Raw genomic sequence first — 15,987 nt, forward strand, 5'->3', positions numbered from 1 at the left:
CCGGTGCCCGTCAAAGACCGAGATCGCGGCGCAGCGCGTCGCGCCGCGCCGCATCCGGAATGGCCTCGACGAGTCTCGCGTGGAATGTCGGCGTGTCGATGGCGCCGGCTGCGGCGCGCGCCACGATGATCTTCGCGATGGGCCCGAGATAAGCCGCGAGCTTGTGCGTCGCCTCCCGCAGCAACGCCGCATCGAGCCCCTGGTCGGGGATGAGCTCGGGCGCTGGCCGCTCAGCGTGCCGCAGCGGCCCTAGCTGCGCCAGCAGCGCGTCGAAGTCGCGCCGCGCCGCATCGTCCGGAAAGTGACGCGCCAGGCGCTCGCGCAGCGTCGCGACGTCGGGCGCATCGGCTGTCGCGCGCCGCATCAGCAGCGTCGCTACGGGGCCGACCTGGCTCGCGAGCCGGCTTTCCAGTTGCGCGATGGCGTGCGGCGCGAACCGCGGTGTCGAATCCGTCGCGGGCGGTTCGAGCACGGCCGGTTGACTCGCACCCGCGATCACGGTGCGCTCGGCGAGACTGTCGTCGCTGGTCGGATCTTCCACGCCGGGTGTGCCCGAGGCACCCATCGCGCTCAATATCGCGAGCAGGCTCGCGCGCCACTCGGCGGCGGACTGAAAGCGCTCGCCGGGACGTTTCTCCAGCGCTTTGCCCAACATCGCATCGAGCGACGTGGGCAGGTCCGGCGCAAGCGTCGACGGCACGGCAGGCGTCACGTTGAGGATCTGCTGCATGACCACGCTTGGCGCGCCGTTGAACGGGCAAACGCCGGTCAGCATTTCGTAGAGCACGACGGCAGCCGAAAAGAGATCGGCGCGCGCATCGAGCGGCTCGCCGGTGAACTGCTCGGGCGACATGTAACTCGGCGTGCCGATCAGCATGCCCGCCTGCGTCAGATCCGATGCGCCGATTCGCGCGATGCCGAAGTCGGTGACCTTGCATGCGCCGCGCTCCGTAATCATCAGATTGGCGGGCTTGATGTCGCGATGCACGACGCCCGCGCCATGCGCGTAATCCAGCGCGTCGAGCAGTTGCACGAACCATCCGAGCGCACGCGCGGGCGGCATGCGTTGCGTCGGCCGGATGGCGCCGAGCCGTGCGGCGAGAGTTTCGCCGGCGACGTATTCCATTGTGAAGAACGTGGTGTCGCCGGTTTCGTCGAAGTCGTACACCTGCACGATGTGCGGATGAATCAGACGTCCCGCTGCGCGCGCTTCGTTCAGAAAGCGCTGGCGCGGATCGTCCGTCGGGCGCTCGCCGCTCGCGTCGTGCAGCAGGTCGTGGCGGATCGTTTTCAGCGCGACGTTGCGCTCGATCTTCGGATCGAACGCAAGATAGACGACGCCCATCGCGCCACGGCCCAGCACGAGCTCGATCCGGTATCGGCCGATGCAGGCGGGAAACGTGGCGGCGTGCACGCCGTGGTTCGGGGTGGCATCGCGCATCGTGCGCTACGCTTCGTCGAGAATTCTGAACGCTTCGGTGAGGCTCGTGCGCATGCGTCCGAACGACACCGCCAGCGACGCGATTTCGTCCGAGCCGGTCGGCAGCGCAGTGGCATCGTCCAGCTTGCCGAGACTGATCGCGTCGGCGGCGCGCGATAGCGTCGCGATCCGCCGCGTGACCAGCAGGTGAACCATCACGTTCATCACGATCAGCACCGCCGCGAAGACCGCGGCCAGCGATCCCATGAAGGTGCGCCACAACACGCGGGCACGCTCGATCGGCTGGGTCATCGGCACCGACACGAACTCCGCGCCGATCACCTCGTTCATGGTCCAGCCGAAGCCGTTCGCCGGGCCGTACTTGTCCAGCACCGTGCGCGGCGCGGCGGACGGCGTGCTGTGGCACGCCATGCACGACGCGTCGGTAATGCGCGTGGGGCGCGCGAGAAACAGCGTGCGGCCGTCGGTGCCGTCGCGTTGTCCGGTCAGCTCCTTCAGTGCAGGCTGGTCATGCAGATGGCGAATGACGTCGGTCTCCCAATCGGTCGGGCGGTCGCGTGGATTGGTCGGGTTCAGCATCGTCGACCTGTACGAGAAGTTCGGAAATTCCTTTTGCAACTGGTTCAGCATCTCGATCGCGGAAAAGGCAGGGATCGACTCCGGCACAAAGCTGTATTTGATCTGCGTGGCGAGCAGCGGTGTGATGTGCGCGGCGGTGTAATGCTGCATCGATCCCGCCGCGCTGATCATCACGTTTGCGTCATGACGCGTCTGGTCGAGCGCTTCACGCTGCAGCACGCGCTGCGCGATCACGCCGGCCGCGATGAGCCCGACGGTGAAGATGCCGACGAACACCAGGTTGAACTTCAGAGCGAGGGAGAGTTTCATGGGAATCGGAGTGCGGCGCGTGGCCGGCTGCGAGCAGGGGACGATGGCGCATCAAGCAGCGTGCGCCACTCGGGCAGCACGCCAAGGTGGCTGTCGATGGCGTGACGGAACGCCGGGTCGGCGAGCCGCGTGCGAAAGCGGGTTGCAAAGCGCGTGTCGGGCCGGTAGCGGGCGGGCAGCGCGCTGGTGAGCCATGCCGCTACGTCGTCGTAGCTGACGGGCGTGGCCTGTGGCGTGTCGGGCCGCACGGCGTGAGTGTCGAGTTTGACCTGAAGCGGGCGCAGCGCTTCGCGGAAGGACACCGGCATGCCGGCGAGAAAATCGGGCGGCAGTCGCGTGGTGACGACGGGCGGCGCGGCGGCGCTCAACGAGGCGAACTGGCCACCGGACAACCGCGGGCGAAGCGGCGCATGCTTGCCGTCGATGCGCACCGTGAGCGCCGTTCCACCGGTTTCGACGAATACGGCCGCGTCGCCCGCGCGGGCGTTCGATGCGGTGATGATGATTGCCGAACCGTCGTCCGGTGCTGCGCCGACGTGCGTGGTTTCCACCACCGGTTGCGAGCACGATGAGTTCGCGCAGAGACGCGAGAGCTTGATCCAGCCGTCGAGCAGCGAGACGCGCTCGGCCGGGCCGAGAAGGGCTCGCGTGTCAGGGCCGAGCGCGAGGATATTGCCGGCGTCGTCCTGCATCTGTAGCGCGCCCTGCGGCGCGCTCTCGACGATGTCGCCGTCTGCCAGCCGATTACCCGCGCCGCTCGCCGTATCGACGCTGGTCGCGTGGATCACGCGATACGGCCTGTCGGCTTCGGTGACGGTCCAGCCGGCGCGCGCGTCGAGCGGAATCAGCGCTGCCAGCAGGACGCCGCATGCGGCGAGCCGCGAAAGCACGGATTGTCGGTGAGTGACGGAAGAGGCTGAAGTCATGCGCTGGTTTGCCGATCGAAGATCGCGGCAATGACGCCGCACCTTCGATACAACATCCAGCGCTCCCTCTTTATTCCATCGACGGCAAACGCATCAGGTGATGGGCTGCAACATCGTGCTGTTCTGACTGAACATCGCGCCCACACCGCTTCCGGCAATCTGCTTGCCGATTGCGTGCAGATCCGCGGCGCCCGGTTCCGCGATCAGCGCATAGCTGAGCTCGGCCTGTCGCCACGTCACGACATCCATCCGTTCGACGCGCTGTTGCGCGAGGCCGGCGTCGGGTTTGGCGTCCTTCATCACGCACAGTGCGACCGGCGGCCCTTCTTTCGGCAAATAGACGATCTGGACCAGCGGCTTGTCGTTAAAGCGCAGACGCTGCACGCGTTTGAACGTGAGTCCCATGGCGCTCAGATCGGGCACACGCAGTTCGAGTCCGTCCTGAGTGCGGATGTCCGCGACGATGCGCGCCGATACATCGGCGGGGGGCGCGCCGAGCGCGACGGTGTCGCGCGAATACAGTTGCTGATAGCCGGCGGCGGCGCGCACCCATGGAGACACGCCGTTGGCGGCGACCTGCGAACCGGCAGGCCCGGCCGCGCCCGGTATCGCACTCGGGGCGACGCGCAATACGATGCCCGAGCAAAATGCGCCGGCGACGAAAGCGACCGCGAGCCAAGGCGCGGCGACGCGCATTCTGGAGCGCACCGGCGCGGAACGCGATGTGGGAGTCTGCGCCTCGGCGGCGATCGGATCGTTGGCGCCGGCCGCGGTTGCGGCAGCATGTATCGCGACACCTTCCGGCGCCGAATAGGTTCGCGTGAGTTCAGCGATTTTCTGCGTGAGGCTGTCGGGAACCGGCGGCAGTTTTTGCCGCGCGTACGCCTGCTGATAAGGCAGCCTGGACGCTTCGAGCAGCTCGACGCGCTCGGCGATATCAGCCGATGCCTCGATCGCTTTCTCGACTTCCAGCCGCTCGCCCGGCGTCAGTTCGCCATCGACATATGCCAAGAGCAGGATGTCGTCTATTTTCATCGCCCCGGGTCCTTAACATTCGATGCAGCTCTTTGACGCTTTTCATTCTGACCGCCGAACAGTGCGCCGATGGCCTGGCGCGCCCGCGAAAGCCGGCTCATGATCGTACCGATCGGCACGTCCAGTGCTTCGGCTGCTTCGTTATAGCTGAGCCCTTCGACGCCTACGAGAAGCATAACGACTCGCTGCGCCTCGGGCAACCGCTGCACCGCGCTGATGATCTGGCCGTCCATCGCGTGCTGCTCCGGTGTTCGTGCGTTGGGGTCGGGCGCAGTCTCGAGAAAGTCGTCGTCCCAATCCATGCCCGAGCGGCTGCGAACGTTGCGCGCGCGCAATTCGTTGATCCACGTCGACTGGACGATCGAGAACATCCAGCTCAGCGGCGCGGTGCCGGGCTGCAATTGATGCGCGCGTTCCAGCGCGCGCACGCAGGCGCGCTGAACCAGATCTTCCGCGTCATGCCGGTCGCCCGAAATGCGCAGAGCGAACGCCCAAAGTCGTGGCAGCATGCCTGGAAGCATGCTGCCTAATTCTGCTCCAGTCATCGACATTCGTCCCCTTGATGAGTCGCGTAGCTGGTCGGTGATGTCTCGAGGCGGATGACAGTCTGCGTGTCGCTACGTGTCGGCGCGGGCCGAAAAGAAGCCAGTTTATCCGCGATCGGCGGTTTGTGCCTAGGACGTCCGCGCCGGCTCCGGCGCTGCCGTGCGGACTGTGTCGCGCGGCCCGAGCGCGTCAATTGCGCGCTGCGCCGAAGCGTGCTTCTTCCCTCGTGCGACGCTCGAACGACACGGCATACGCGGACGAACGCGCAGGCAGCAGCGGATCGTTCGACGCTTCGATGCCTTGTGGCAACACTAGCGGGTCGAAATTGATGTCGCGGCACGGGCCGTCGATCTGCGACTGCGCATGATCGATCACGAGCGTTCCCGCATCGATGCTGTCGCGATCGCGTTGCGCGGGCCATTGCCGGGTCGCGTCGTCGACAGGATCGCCGGGCTTCGCCACGGAGATCATCAAATGCCAGCGCAACGGACCTTGTTCCAGCCGCTTGACGAGGCCGTGCGCGAGGAAGTCCGGATCGCTTTCGTGTTCTTCGAGCGGCTGATAAGGCGTTTCGGGCACCACGCGCCAGCGAACATACTGGGCGCGGCGCTCGTGATCGACAAAGCGAAACGCGTCGACACTGAAATAGGGGGCATTGAAAAATGCCGACGACGGCGGATGCGCGGCGACCCATGCATCGAATGCTTGCGCTTCGGGATGTTTGCGCAGAAAGGCCGCCATGTGTGCGGGATTTGGGTGGCCCGTTGCGTCGAGCGCGCGCGCGGAGAGTTCTTCGAATACGGCTTGTGGCGTTCCGACCGCGAAGATGGGCGCGGAATTCATGCCGGTGCGCCACTGTTCGTCGCCGGGCAAGCTGAATAGCAACGCGAAGCTGCGCACGCTCGATTCGGCGTCGGCTTGTGCAGGGTTGCTGCCCGGCGCGGAAAATCGCCCGATAACAGGGTACGTACCGGCCTCGAATACGCTGGCTCTGGAAAGCGCTGCGCCATTGCCATTGCTGTGGAAATGGCCGGTTACGCAAATGCCCTTCGCGTGATTGCGACGGAATCCCGGATGCGGACGCGTCGTCGCTTCGAATGCGTCGACGATCCATTGCGCGCGAGGCTGAGCGCCATAGGCCGTGCGCGGAAACCAGCCGGCCACATAGGCGAAGACACCGCCCAGCACGCCGACTGTGACGACGATGAGCGCATAACTAAACCATAGTTTCGATCGTCGCGACGCGGCGTGTCGATGCGCATGGCTGTCTGTCGCTGCTGGTCGTTGCGGAGTGTCTGACACGGTGAGCTATTGAGTAATTCGTTAGAAATTATAGTCAGGTTGCTGTTTTCGTGACGGCGCGTACTTTCGCGCGCGGTGCCAGTCGTGAGTGGAGTGATCCGCGCGTCGAAGTGCCGAATGAAAAGGAATAAGACTGCATGACCGGGTGTTGTACGTGAGCAGCTCCGCATAAATAGCGCCTTAAGCGGCGCAATGCGGCCGGACTTTTTCAACCTCCAGAACTACTAAGCGAATGACTAAATCGTGGATTGTGTCTTCTGAAAAGCTCAGTACGAAAACACTGGGTGAACAGTGCGCCAGTTGCACGCATTGCGCATTTGCCGGCAGTGACTCAAATGACTCGGCCCCCGGCGGGTTCGCCGTCGTGAATGGCACCCTCACTGCCGGCGACTGGAAAAAGGCCATGCTCAGGCGCAATGGCGTGGTGGCTGACAGTGAGCCGCTGCAGCGCCGGAACGTGAACGACTTCATTCGTCACGTGCCGGTTGCCGTGTTGATGAAGGGTACGCGTCTTCTGCACGTCACACGTGAAGCCGATTGGGTGACCCGGCAGATGGTGGGCGGCCACGTCGAGGATGGCTACAGCTTCTTCACCCTGGAAAACAGAGGCAAGGCCGGCACGCACGGCAACGATTTCCGCCGCGTTGTGCAACTGACGTTGATGCAGGACGTTCACTGTTTTTTCGCCGGAAGCTATGCGTTCAAATACTGGAGACCGGTGCAGGAAAGGCTCAGGAACGGCACGACACAAACCGTGATCGACGACGGCAGCCCGCACGTAGGCGGAGATCTGAAGCACATGATCCTGAATTCGTGGCCGGCGAAGTACCGGCCGGCTGCGTGGGCCAGCTGCTCGGAGTGCGAGCTCGCGTTTCACAATTCGGTGATTCCGAAGATCATGCGGGTGGCGTCGATCGGTGTGCTCGGCGACGAGCGGACCGCGGCGCGTCCTCATGTGCCGCTTCACGAGATCGCGGTGATCGGCGCAGAGGGCGATAAACACAAAGGAATCTCGGCTCCGTGGTGGATGAATCCGCACTTTCACAGCCGCAAGAAAATTGTGCAGGCCGAAGAGCGATGGAGACGCCGAAATAGAGCGATTGACGAGTCCGAGTCTCTGTTCAAATAACGCGCGGCTTGACGCTTCGCCATAGCGCCGGACGGTCTCGCCCCGCGCTACGGTGGATCACATCGATGCGTTCGGCGTGAACCGCGGCATGTTCGCGAGCAACTTTCCGGTGGACAAACTGTTCAGCAGCTATGACGCGGTGTTCTACGGCAAACACTCTTTTTTCATGGATGTTCCTCGTTTTATTTGCGAGAATCAAAAGAAGATTTATTGATCGGGATAAAGCGGCCTTTTACAAATCTTATCCTTTCGTCCGCTCGATGCGTGCTACGTTCCAAAGGGGTTTCCAGAGCTTCCCCACCCGCCCGCATGCCTTCGAAACCTTTTACGATCGCCAGTTTTACGTTATTGTCCTGCACCTGAAATTCGACGACGTGGCCGCATTCGCGCCAAATTCGCCGGAATGAATCCAGCAGCGTTGATAGTGTCATAAGCAATTGATTTGGAAAACAAAGAGGAGATTTTTGAATGTCGTTCCAGTTTCACAAACTGCTGCCGATCAGCGCCGCAGTCGTAGCATTCGCCGCGATGACTACCACGGCATCTGCCGATCAGACCGTCAAGATCGGTCACGTCGGTCCGCTGACGGGCGGCTCGGCCCACCTCGGCAAGGACAATGAGAACGGCGCGCGCCTCGCGATCGAGGAAATCAACGCGAAGGGCCTGACGATCAACGCTCAGAAGGTCACGCTGGTGCTCGACGCGCAGGACGACGCCGCCGATCCGCGCCAGGCCACCCAGGTTGCACAAAAGCTGGTCGACGATAAGGTCGTCGCGGTGGTCGGCCACCTGAACTCGGGCGCATCGATTCCGGCATCGAAGATTTATAGCGATGCGGGTATCGTGCAGATTTCGCCGTCGTCGACGAATCCCGCTTACACGCAACAGGGCTTCAAGACGACGTACCGTGTAGTCGCGACCGACGCGCAGCAAGGTCCGGCGCTCGCAAACTACGCGGCGAAGAGCCTGAACGTGAAGACTGTGGCGGTCGTCGACGATTCGACGGCATACGGTCAGGGCCTCGCCAACGAATTCGAGAAGACCGCCAAGGCGCTCGGCCTGAAGGTCATGTCGCACGACGCGACCAACGACAAGGCCGTCGACTTCCGCGCGATTCTCGCGAAGATCAAGGGCGAGAATCCGGATGCGATCATGTACGGCGGCATGGACGCCACCGGCGGTCCGTTCGCGAAGCAGGCGCGCCAACTGGGCGTGCGCGCAAAGGTGCTGTCGGGCGACGGCGTCTGTACCGAAAGCCTCGCGCAGCTGGCCGGCGCGGCAGCCGGCAATGTCGTGTGCTCGCAGGCGGGCATGGCCGTCGAGCGCATGGACGGCGGCGCGCAATTCGCGGCGAAGTACACGAAGCGCTTCGGCCATCCGATCGAATTCGACGCGCCGTTCACGTACGACGCGGTGTATATCGTGGTCGACGCAATGAAGCGCGCGAACTCGACCGACCCGTCGAAGGTTCTCGCGAAGATCGCGGGCACCGACTACAAGGGCGTCACCGGGCAGACGACGTTCGATCCGAAGGGTGACCTGCAGCACGGCGTGATCTCGCTGTACGACTACAAGGACGGCAAGAAGACGCTGGTCGACGTAGTGAAGATGTAAGCGGTAAGACTCGATCGGGGCTTCGATGGGTAACCCGCCATCGAAGCCCTTTTTGCTTCTCGATGCGTTTCTGAAGCGGCAGCTGCTATCCGGCTCGCAAGCTCTCTCCACCCTTAGGCCGAGCGCCGCCTGTTCGGGCACACGCCCCAGCGGCCGTACCTTTCCCCCGAACTTCCCTCCCTTGCCGCAACGCGCGAGCCAATGCCTTTGCATGCGCGCGAGCCTGCAGGTAATGCCCAGAAAGCACACAATCGCGCCGTCGTTCTAAAGGTAATTAAGTACATGCCGTAAACGAGGATGGAAGGCTGTGATGCCCACGGCGACGTCCTCGGAGAGAAAAATGAAGGCTGGTAAGGCGGCGACTTCGCTGCAGGCGCGCATTGCGCTGACGATGGGATTCCTCGCGATCCTGATGGTGGCGATCGGCGTGCTGGGTCTGCTCGGCACCAGCCGGGCCAATCGCGCGAATCGCGACACCTACGAGAACAAGCTGACCGCGGCGACCAATATCGGCAACGCGGAAATCTACATTGCCCGCACGCGCCTCGTGCTGGACCGCGTCGCGCTGCATCCGGACGATCCGAAAACCGCCGACCAGATTCAGCGTGCCGGCGGCTTTTTCACGAAATCGGACGAGTGGTGGAAGAAGTTCGTCGAGCAGCCGCACGAAGAGAACGAGGCGAGCCTGATCAGCGAGGCGACCGAGCGCCGTAAGGCAATGCGCGGCGCGGTCTCCGCCTTCATCGAGGCGATCAAGGCCAACGATCGCGAGCAGGTCGACAAGATCGCGATGACGCAGCTGAGTGCGCTCTACAACGACATGAACGCGGCCAACGAGAAGGTCAAGCAGGCGTTGTACAGCAACGCGAAGCAGAACTACGAAGCGGCGGAAGCGGGCTTTCGCACGTTCTTCACGCTGTCGAGCGTGATGATCGTGATCGGTGTGCTGGCCGCCGGTTTGAGCTGGTTCGCACTGCGCCGCGCGATCATGAATCCGCTGAATCAGGCACTCGACCATTTCGACGCGATTGCGCAAGGCGATTTGAGCCGCCGCATCGACGTGCACGCCGACGACGAGATGGGCACGCTGCTGCGCGGCGTCGAGAAAATGCAGGCGAGCCTCGCCAAAACGGTGCGCGCCGTGCGCGGCAGCAGCGAATCGATTGCGACCGCGACCGCGCAGATCGCGTCCGGCACGATGGACCTGTCCTCGCGTACGGAAGAGCAGGCCGCATCGCTCGAAGAAACCGCGGCCAGCATGAGCCAGTTGACCGCGACGGTGAAACAGAACGCGGAGAGCGCGCGCACGGCGAGTTCGCTTGCCGACAGCGCGTCGCTCGTCGCGACGCGCGGCAACGCAGTGGTCGAGCGCGTGGTCGGCACGATGGGCGGGATCGATGCGAGCTCGCGCAAGATCGCCGACATCACCGGCATCATCGAAGGCATCGCTTTTCAGACCAACATTCTCGCGCTGAACGCGGCGGTCGAAGCCGCGCGCGCAGGCGAACAGGGCCGTGGCTTCGCGGTGGTCGCCTCCGAGGTGCGCAGTCTCGCGCAACGTTCGTCGGCGGCGGCCAAGGAGATCAAGGACCTGATCTCCGAGTCGGTGGAGACGGTGACGGTCGGCTCGGACCTCGTCGCGGACGCGGGCCGCACCATGCAGGAGGTGCTGGTCGCCGTGCGTCAGGTTACCGACATCGTCAACGAAATCGCGGCCGCCGCCGAACAGCAGCGCGCCGGCATCGAGCAGGTCGATACGGCAGTCAGCCAGATGGACTCGATCACCCAGCAGAACGCGGCGCTCGTCGAGCAGGCGACCGCCGCGGCGCAGGCGCTCAACGAGCAGTCGCGCAGTCTGCATGGCGTGGTCGACGTATTCAAGGTCGCTTGATTTTTCTTCACCCCCAGAACACATCACAATGACGATTACCAACGATCGCAGCCGCCGCAGCTTTCTCAAGGGCTCGCTGGCGATTGCTCCGATAGCGGTCGTCGGCGTCTCCGGCGCCGTCGTGCAATCCCGCTCGCAGATGCAGGCGCCGGGCATGCCGCCGCCCGATAGACCCACCGCGGAAAACTACACCCCCGGCTATTTCACGCCGGAAGAATGGGCGTTCGTGAACGCCGCCTGCGACGTGCTGATTCCGAAAGACGACGTCGGTCCCGGTGCCGTCGAACTGGGCGTGCCGCAATACATCGACCGCCAGATGCAGACGCCGTACGGCGACGCGACGCGCTGGTACATGCAGGGGCCGTTCCTGCCCGCGGAGGCGGAATTCGGCTATCAGTCGAAACTCACGCCGAAGGAACAGTACCGTCTCGGCATTCGCGCGATCAACGCGTATTGCCGCGAGCATTTCAGCGGCAAGACCTTTGCCGAACTGACGGGCGCGCAGCGCACCGACATGTTCAAGGCGATCGAGTCCGGCAAGCTGACGGTCGAGGGCTTCAGGCTGAAGACGTTCTTCAGCTCGTTCCTGCTCAACAACGTCTACGAAGGCTATTTCTGCGACCCGTCCTACGGCGGCAACAAGGACATGGCTGCATGGAAGATGATCGGCTACCCCGGCGTGCGCGCCGATTACCTGGAGTTCGTGGGTGAGGCCAAACCTTATCCGTATGCACCGGTGAGCCTCTACGGCAAGCGAGGATAAGAAAGATGGCAAGCATCAAAAAGAAGCCGGTCGACGCGGTAATCGTCGGGTTCGGCTGGACGGGTTCGATCATGGCGATCGAACTGGCGAACGCGGGTCTGAACGTGGTCGCGCTCGAGCGCGGCGATGCGCGCGAAACCGTGCCGGATTTCGCGTATCCGCAGATCGTCGACGAAATCAGATACTCGGCGCGTCAGGCGCTGTTGCAGAACCTGGCCAAGACCACGGTCACGAACCGCCACACGAAGAACGATACGGCAGTGCCGTACCGGCAGATCGGTTCGTTCAAACCGGGCGAGGGAGTCGGTGGTGCGGGCGCGCACTGGTCGGGCGTGCAGTCGCGCGTCATGCCGGACGAACTGCGCATGAAGAGCCACGTGGCCGAGCGTTACGGCGAGAAGTTTATCCCCGAGGGCATGAATCTGCAGGACTGGGGCATCACCTACGACGAACTCGAACCGAGCTTCGACCGCTTCGAGCGCGTGTGCGGCACGTCGGGCAAGGCGGGCAATATCGAGGGCAAGCCGGTCGAAGGCGGCAATCCGTTCGAAGGACGCCGCTCGGGTGAATACCCGCTGCCCCCGCTTGCGGATCATCCGACCGGCAAGCTCTTTGCCGCGGCGGCCAAAGGTCTCGGCTACAAGCCGTTCGCACTGCCTGCGGGCAATGCGTCAGGACCGTATGCGAACGAATACGGCTGCCAGCTCGGCCCGTGCAATTTCTGCGGCTTCTGCAGCGACTACGGCTGCCTGAACTATTCGAAGGCATCGCCGCAAACGGCGATCATTCCCGCGCTGCTGCGCAAGCCGAATTTCGAATTGCGCGTCAATTCGCATGTCGTCAAGGTCAATACGGATGCGAGCGGCAAGCGCGCCACCGGCGTGACCTATATCGACGCGCAAGGCAATGAAGTCGAGCAGCCCGCCGAGATGGTGATTCTCGCCGCGTTCCAGTTGCACAACGTGCACCTGATGCTGACTTCGAAAATCGGCCAGCCCTTCAACCCGGATACCAACGAAGGCGTGGTCGGCCGCAACTTCTGCTATCAGTTGCTCAATAGCGTCAACATGTTCTTCGACAAGGACACGTACATCAACCCGTTCATGGGTGCGGGCGGCGGCGGTCAGGCCATCGAGGAATTCAACGCGGACAACTTCGATCACAGCGAGCTCGGTTTCATCGGCGGCGGCATCATCTGGGGCCGTCAGACCGGCAATGGTCCGGTGCGCGGCATTCCGCTGCCCAAGGGCACGCCGAAGTGGGGCACCGAATGGAAGCAGGCGGTGAAGGACAACTTCGTGCACACCGGCCGCATCGAATCGCAATGCAGCAACATGGCTTACCGCAGCTGCTTTCTCGACCTCGATCCGAACTACCGCGATGCGTACGGCTCGCCGCTGCTGCGGCTCACGCTCGACTGGCAGGAGAACGATCTCAAGGCATCGGAATACGTGGCCGGCAAGATGATGGAAATCGGCCGTGCGATGAATCCGAAGTCGATCTCGGGTCGCATTCTGAAGCCCGGCACCCATTGGGACACGCGCGCGTATCAGAGCACGCACATCAGCGGCGGCACCACGATGGGCGCCGATCCGAAGACGAGCGTGGTCAACAAGTACCTGCAAAGCTGGGACGTGCCGAATCTGTTCGTGCTCGGTGCGAACGTGTTTGCGCATGGCATTGGCTATAACCCGACGGGACTCGTCGGCGGCCTTGCTTACTGGGCTGCGAGCAACATCCGTTCGCAATATCTGAAGAACCCCGGCGCCATGGTGCAGGTCTGAACGAGCGATACGAACATGAGGAAAATCATTACGGGTGTGGCGGCCGCCGTTGTCGTGGCCGTGGGTGCGCTATGGGCGTTTGCATCGGTGCAGCCCGCCGCTGCGATCGATCCGGCGTTCGCGGGGCGGCAGGGCGACGCCGTGCATGGCGCTTATCTGGCGCGCGTGGGCGATTGCGTCGCGTGTCATACGGCGAAGGGCGGCGCGCCTTTTGCGGGCGGCTTGCCGTTCGATACGCCGGTCGGCCGGATCTATTCGACCAATATCACCTCCGACCGTGAGCACGGCACCGGCGGCTATACATTCGAACAGTTCGTGCTGGCGATGCGCCAGGGCGTGAGAAAGGATGGCGCACGTCTCTATCCGGCAATGCCGTTCACGTCGTATGCGAAGGTGTCGGACGCCGATCTGCTGGACCTGTATGCCTATTTCAGCACGCAGGTGCCGGCCTCGGCGCAGCCGAACCACGCCTCCGATGCGATCTGGCCGCTGAGCATTCGTTGGCCGCTCGCGTACTGGAGCCGCGCGTTCCATGACGATTCGCGCTATGTCGCGGATACGTCGAAGAATGTCGAGTGGAATCGCGGCGCGTATCTGGTGCAGGGTCTCGCGCATTGCGGTTCGTGCCACACGCCGCGCGGCGTCGGCTTCGAGGAAAAGGATCTGAGCGGCAAGAGCGATCTTTATCTGTCCGGTTCCTCGCTCGAGCGTACCGCGCCGATCAACCTGCGTTCGGCAGCGGGCGGCGGTCTCGTGAACTGGTCGAAGGAAGACATCGTCGCGTCGCTCAAGACCGGACGTAATCCGCATTCGTCCGTGTCGGGTCCGATGGGCGAAGTCGTCGAGCACAGCACGCAGTACCTGAGCGATGGCGACCTCGGCGCGATCGCGGTGTATCTGAAGAGCCTGGGTGGGTCCGCTGATTCGATGCCGTTCCATGCCGACGACACCACGCTCAAGTCGATTCTCGCGGGTCAGGCAGCGGGGCGCGGCGCGAGCATCTACATCGATAGCTGCTCGGCCTGTCATCGCCAGAACGGTCAAGGCGCCACGCGCGTGTTCCCGTCGCTGGTCGACAACCCGATGGTGACGCAGGCGAATCCGGACTCGCTGGTAGCGGTGATTCTGGGCGGCGCGCGTTTGCCGTCGACTGCGTCGGCGCCGTCACCGCTGGCGATGCCGCCGTTCGGCTGGCGTTACGGCGACGATGACGTCGCGCAGCTTGCGACCTTCATTCGTTCGAGCTGGGGCAACAAGGGGGCGGCCGTGACCGCTGACCAGGTCGCGAAGGTGCGGGCGAGGGTAGCGGCGAACTGATCGCGGTCGATTGTTTGCTTCGAGGCGGCCCGATGGGCCGCCTTTTTTATCTCCGCCGCTTTGCGTCACCACTCGCGGGCTGCGCGCCGGGGAACTTCCTCATAGCAATCGAAACTAGAAGCCGCGCCGGACAGAAACCGTCGCGCCCGTACTATGTGAATGGAAGATCGCAATCCGCGCAGTCGCGGAAACGACCCATTGGTCGACAGTCAACGACAGCCTTCGTTGCGGTTGTGCGCGCAGCGTCAAGGTCGTGTTCGGTAAATCGATGAGCGAGAGTTGCGGCGCCGTCGACGGACCCATACGGAGATAGCCCGGCGTGGGTTGCGTTGGCGCCTGCGTTCCTGAACCGGTTTTCGCGGCGCCACTCCGGAATTCGTGTGTCACCTGCGCAGTGTAGAACTGATCGAGTTGCGCATAAAACGGCTCACCCCGGCTCGGCTGATATTCCATTTCATAGTGCTGCAAATAACGTTGCGGCTCTGCAATGGCCGAGCCGACTTCCATCGGCATCGGCGCGATATTCGTCACCGTCATCTCCACGGGCGCATTGCCGATGAAGCTGTCCGCGAACGCGAATCCGCTCAGCACAAAAAGTATTGCGCCGACAATCCTTTCGTTCAGGCACGTCATGAGCATGCCTCCAATGAAGGAATCGAAACGCCACACTACCGACCGTTATGTCTGAACCGGGCGAGTCCGAACGGACCGCCTTTGCAGCTTCGCCTGCATTCACTCATTGTAGTCAGTCATTCGCGTATAGCTACCGCAATTGTGAAGGCTTGAATCGTCCGATGCGGCGTCGAAGCAGCAAGGTCCGTCACGGATCGACGGCGATTGAAGACGACCGCGCGATGAACCGCGGATTGCGCATTCGTGTGCGGCCCAAACTCTCCATCTCGTTCTTCACGCTATAACCGCGGCCCATGCCGAAAAGCATGCATCTTTTTCAGAGCCTGTGTATCAGGACTTTTACTTACCAATGACTCAACCCCACGAGCCCGATATGGGCCACGCCGCACCGAACGCCGGTCGATGCGCCGCCGTTCGGGATGAGCGGGAAGGCGGTCGGTAGAAGTATGGCGCCCATGCGGTAAACGAAAAATGGCGGCTCCGGTGGGAGCCGCCATTTTTTATTCGCGGCAGCGCCAGCGGTCTGCACGACGACACGCCATAATTTTTTTAGATGGGGAAAGAGACCGAAAGAGATTGAAAAAGACGGCGCGGTGCGAACTTCGTCACCCATCGATTTACTTGCCTCGTGAACGCGACATTGGAGCGATATCGATCAGCGTCGCTTCATCGCGATATGAGGAAAGGAAGAGTGCGGCGAAAAGCATCGGCTCGATCC

General features: G+C 63.0%; 15 protein-coding genes. 6 read left to right on the forward strand and 9 right to left on the reverse strand.

Features of this window, described 5'->3' with window-relative positions; genetic code table 11:
• Positions 1–10 precede the first annotated feature (10 nt).
• The 6 genes from B0G69_RS21375 to B0G69_RS21400 form a co-directional block, all read right to left on the reverse strand.
• Positions 11–1,441, reverse strand: a complete 1,431-nt coding sequence (locus B0G69_RS21375) for a serine/threonine-protein kinase (protein ID WP_121320774.1) — start codon at positions 1,439–1,441, stop codon at positions 11–13.
• 6 nt (positions 1,442–1,447) lie between these two features.
• A complete protein-coding gene (locus B0G69_RS21380; protein ID WP_121320776.1) occupies positions 1,448–2,329 on the reverse strand; it encodes a DUF3365 domain-containing protein in 882 nt (293 codons plus the stop codon).
• Entirely contained in the window at positions 2,326–3,219 is an 894-nt protein-coding gene (locus tag B0G69_RS21385) for a hypothetical protein (protein WP_121320778.1), read from the reverse strand. Before B0G69_RS21385 ends, B0G69_RS21380 begins: the two co-directional genes overlap by 4 nt.
• A 129-nt stretch (positions 3,220–3,348) precedes the next feature.
• Entirely contained in the window at positions 3,349–4,290 is a 942-nt protein-coding gene (locus tag B0G69_RS21390) for an anti-sigma factor (protein WP_121320780.1), read from the reverse strand.
• Positions 4,287–4,835, reverse strand: coding sequence for an RNA polymerase sigma factor (locus tag B0G69_RS21395; protein ID WP_121320782.1), 549 nt, complete (start codon positions 4,833–4,835; stop codon positions 4,287–4,289). The genes B0G69_RS21390 and B0G69_RS21395 overlap by 4 nt, the downstream gene beginning before the upstream one ends.
• Before the next feature lie 190 nt (positions 4,836–5,025).
• Complete coding sequence (locus tag B0G69_RS21400; protein WP_241991427.1) at positions 5,026–6,024, reverse strand: catalase family peroxidase; 999 nt, start codon at positions 6,022–6,024, stop codon at positions 5,026–5,028.
• Between the two features lie 517 nt (positions 6,025–6,541).
• On the opposite strand from B0G69_RS21400, the gene B0G69_RS21405 reads away from it, so the two are divergent.
• Entirely contained in the window at positions 6,542–7,267 is a 726-nt protein-coding gene (locus B0G69_RS21405; protein WP_121320787.1) for a hypothetical protein, read from the forward strand.
• A 182-nt stretch (positions 7,268–7,449) separates the two neighbouring features.
• Here B0G69_RS21405 and B0G69_RS41455 read toward each other — a convergent pair whose 3' ends face one another.
• On the reverse strand, positions 7,450–7,698 hold the full coding sequence (locus tag B0G69_RS41455; protein ID WP_199731309.1) for a hypothetical protein: 249 nt from the start codon (positions 7,696–7,698) through the stop codon (positions 7,450–7,452).
• A 37-nt stretch (positions 7,699–7,735) separates the two neighbouring features.
• On the opposite strand from B0G69_RS41455, the gene B0G69_RS21410 reads away from it, so the two are divergent.
• The 5 genes from B0G69_RS21410 to B0G69_RS21430 all read left to right on the forward strand — a co-directional run bounded on the left by B0G69_RS21410 (position 7,736) and on the right by B0G69_RS21430 (position 14,636).
• Positions 7,736–8,881 carry a branched-chain amino acid ABC transporter substrate-binding protein gene (locus B0G69_RS21410; RefSeq protein ID WP_121320789.1) on the forward strand — a complete coding sequence of 382 codons (1,146 nt, stop codon included), beginning with the start codon at positions 7,736–7,738 and terminating at the stop codon, positions 8,879–8,881.
• A gap of 340 nt (positions 8,882–9,221) precedes the next feature.
• The gene (locus tag B0G69_RS21415) at positions 9,222–10,772 is read left to right on the forward strand and encodes a methyl-accepting chemotaxis protein (RefSeq protein ID WP_147440751.1); all 1,551 of its coding nucleotides are present in this window, start codon (positions 9,222–9,224) and stop codon (positions 10,770–10,772) included.
• 28 nt (positions 10,773–10,800) lie between these two features.
• The gene (locus tag B0G69_RS21420; RefSeq protein WP_121320793.1) at positions 10,801–11,535 is read left to right on the forward strand and encodes a gluconate 2-dehydrogenase subunit 3 family protein; all 735 of its coding nucleotides are present in this window, start codon (positions 10,801–10,803) and stop codon (positions 11,533–11,535) included.
• A 5-nt stretch (positions 11,536–11,540) separates the two neighbouring features.
• Positions 11,541–13,319: a GMC family oxidoreductase gene (locus B0G69_RS21425; RefSeq protein ID WP_121320795.1), complete on the forward strand. Its 1,779-nt coding sequence runs from the start codon at positions 11,541–11,543 to the stop codon at positions 13,317–13,319.
• Between the two features lie 15 nt (positions 13,320–13,334).
• Positions 13,335–14,636 (forward strand): cytochrome c, encoded by a 1,302-nt coding sequence (locus B0G69_RS21430; RefSeq protein ID WP_121320797.1) that lies wholly within the window; start codon positions 13,335–13,337, stop codon positions 14,634–14,636.
• Between the two features lie 114 nt (positions 14,637–14,750).
• On the opposite strand, the gene B0G69_RS21435 is transcribed toward B0G69_RS21430, so the two are convergent.
• Positions 14,751–15,269: a hypothetical protein gene (locus B0G69_RS21435; RefSeq protein WP_121320799.1), complete on the reverse strand. Its 519-nt coding sequence runs from the start codon at positions 15,267–15,269 to the stop codon at positions 14,751–14,753.
• A gap of 343 nt (positions 15,270–15,612) precedes the next feature.
• The gene (locus tag B0G69_RS40695; RefSeq protein ID WP_147440752.1) at positions 15,613–15,882 is read right to left on the reverse strand and encodes a hypothetical protein; all 270 of its coding nucleotides are present in this window, start codon (positions 15,880–15,882) and stop codon (positions 15,613–15,615) included.
• Between the last annotated feature and the right edge of the window lie 105 nt (positions 15,883–15,987).

This window comes from Paraburkholderia sp. RAU2J (genome assembly GCF_003634845.1).
GTDB classification, from domain to species: domain Bacteria; phylum Pseudomonadota; class Gammaproteobacteria; order Burkholderiales; family Burkholderiaceae; genus Paraburkholderia; species Paraburkholderia fynbosensis.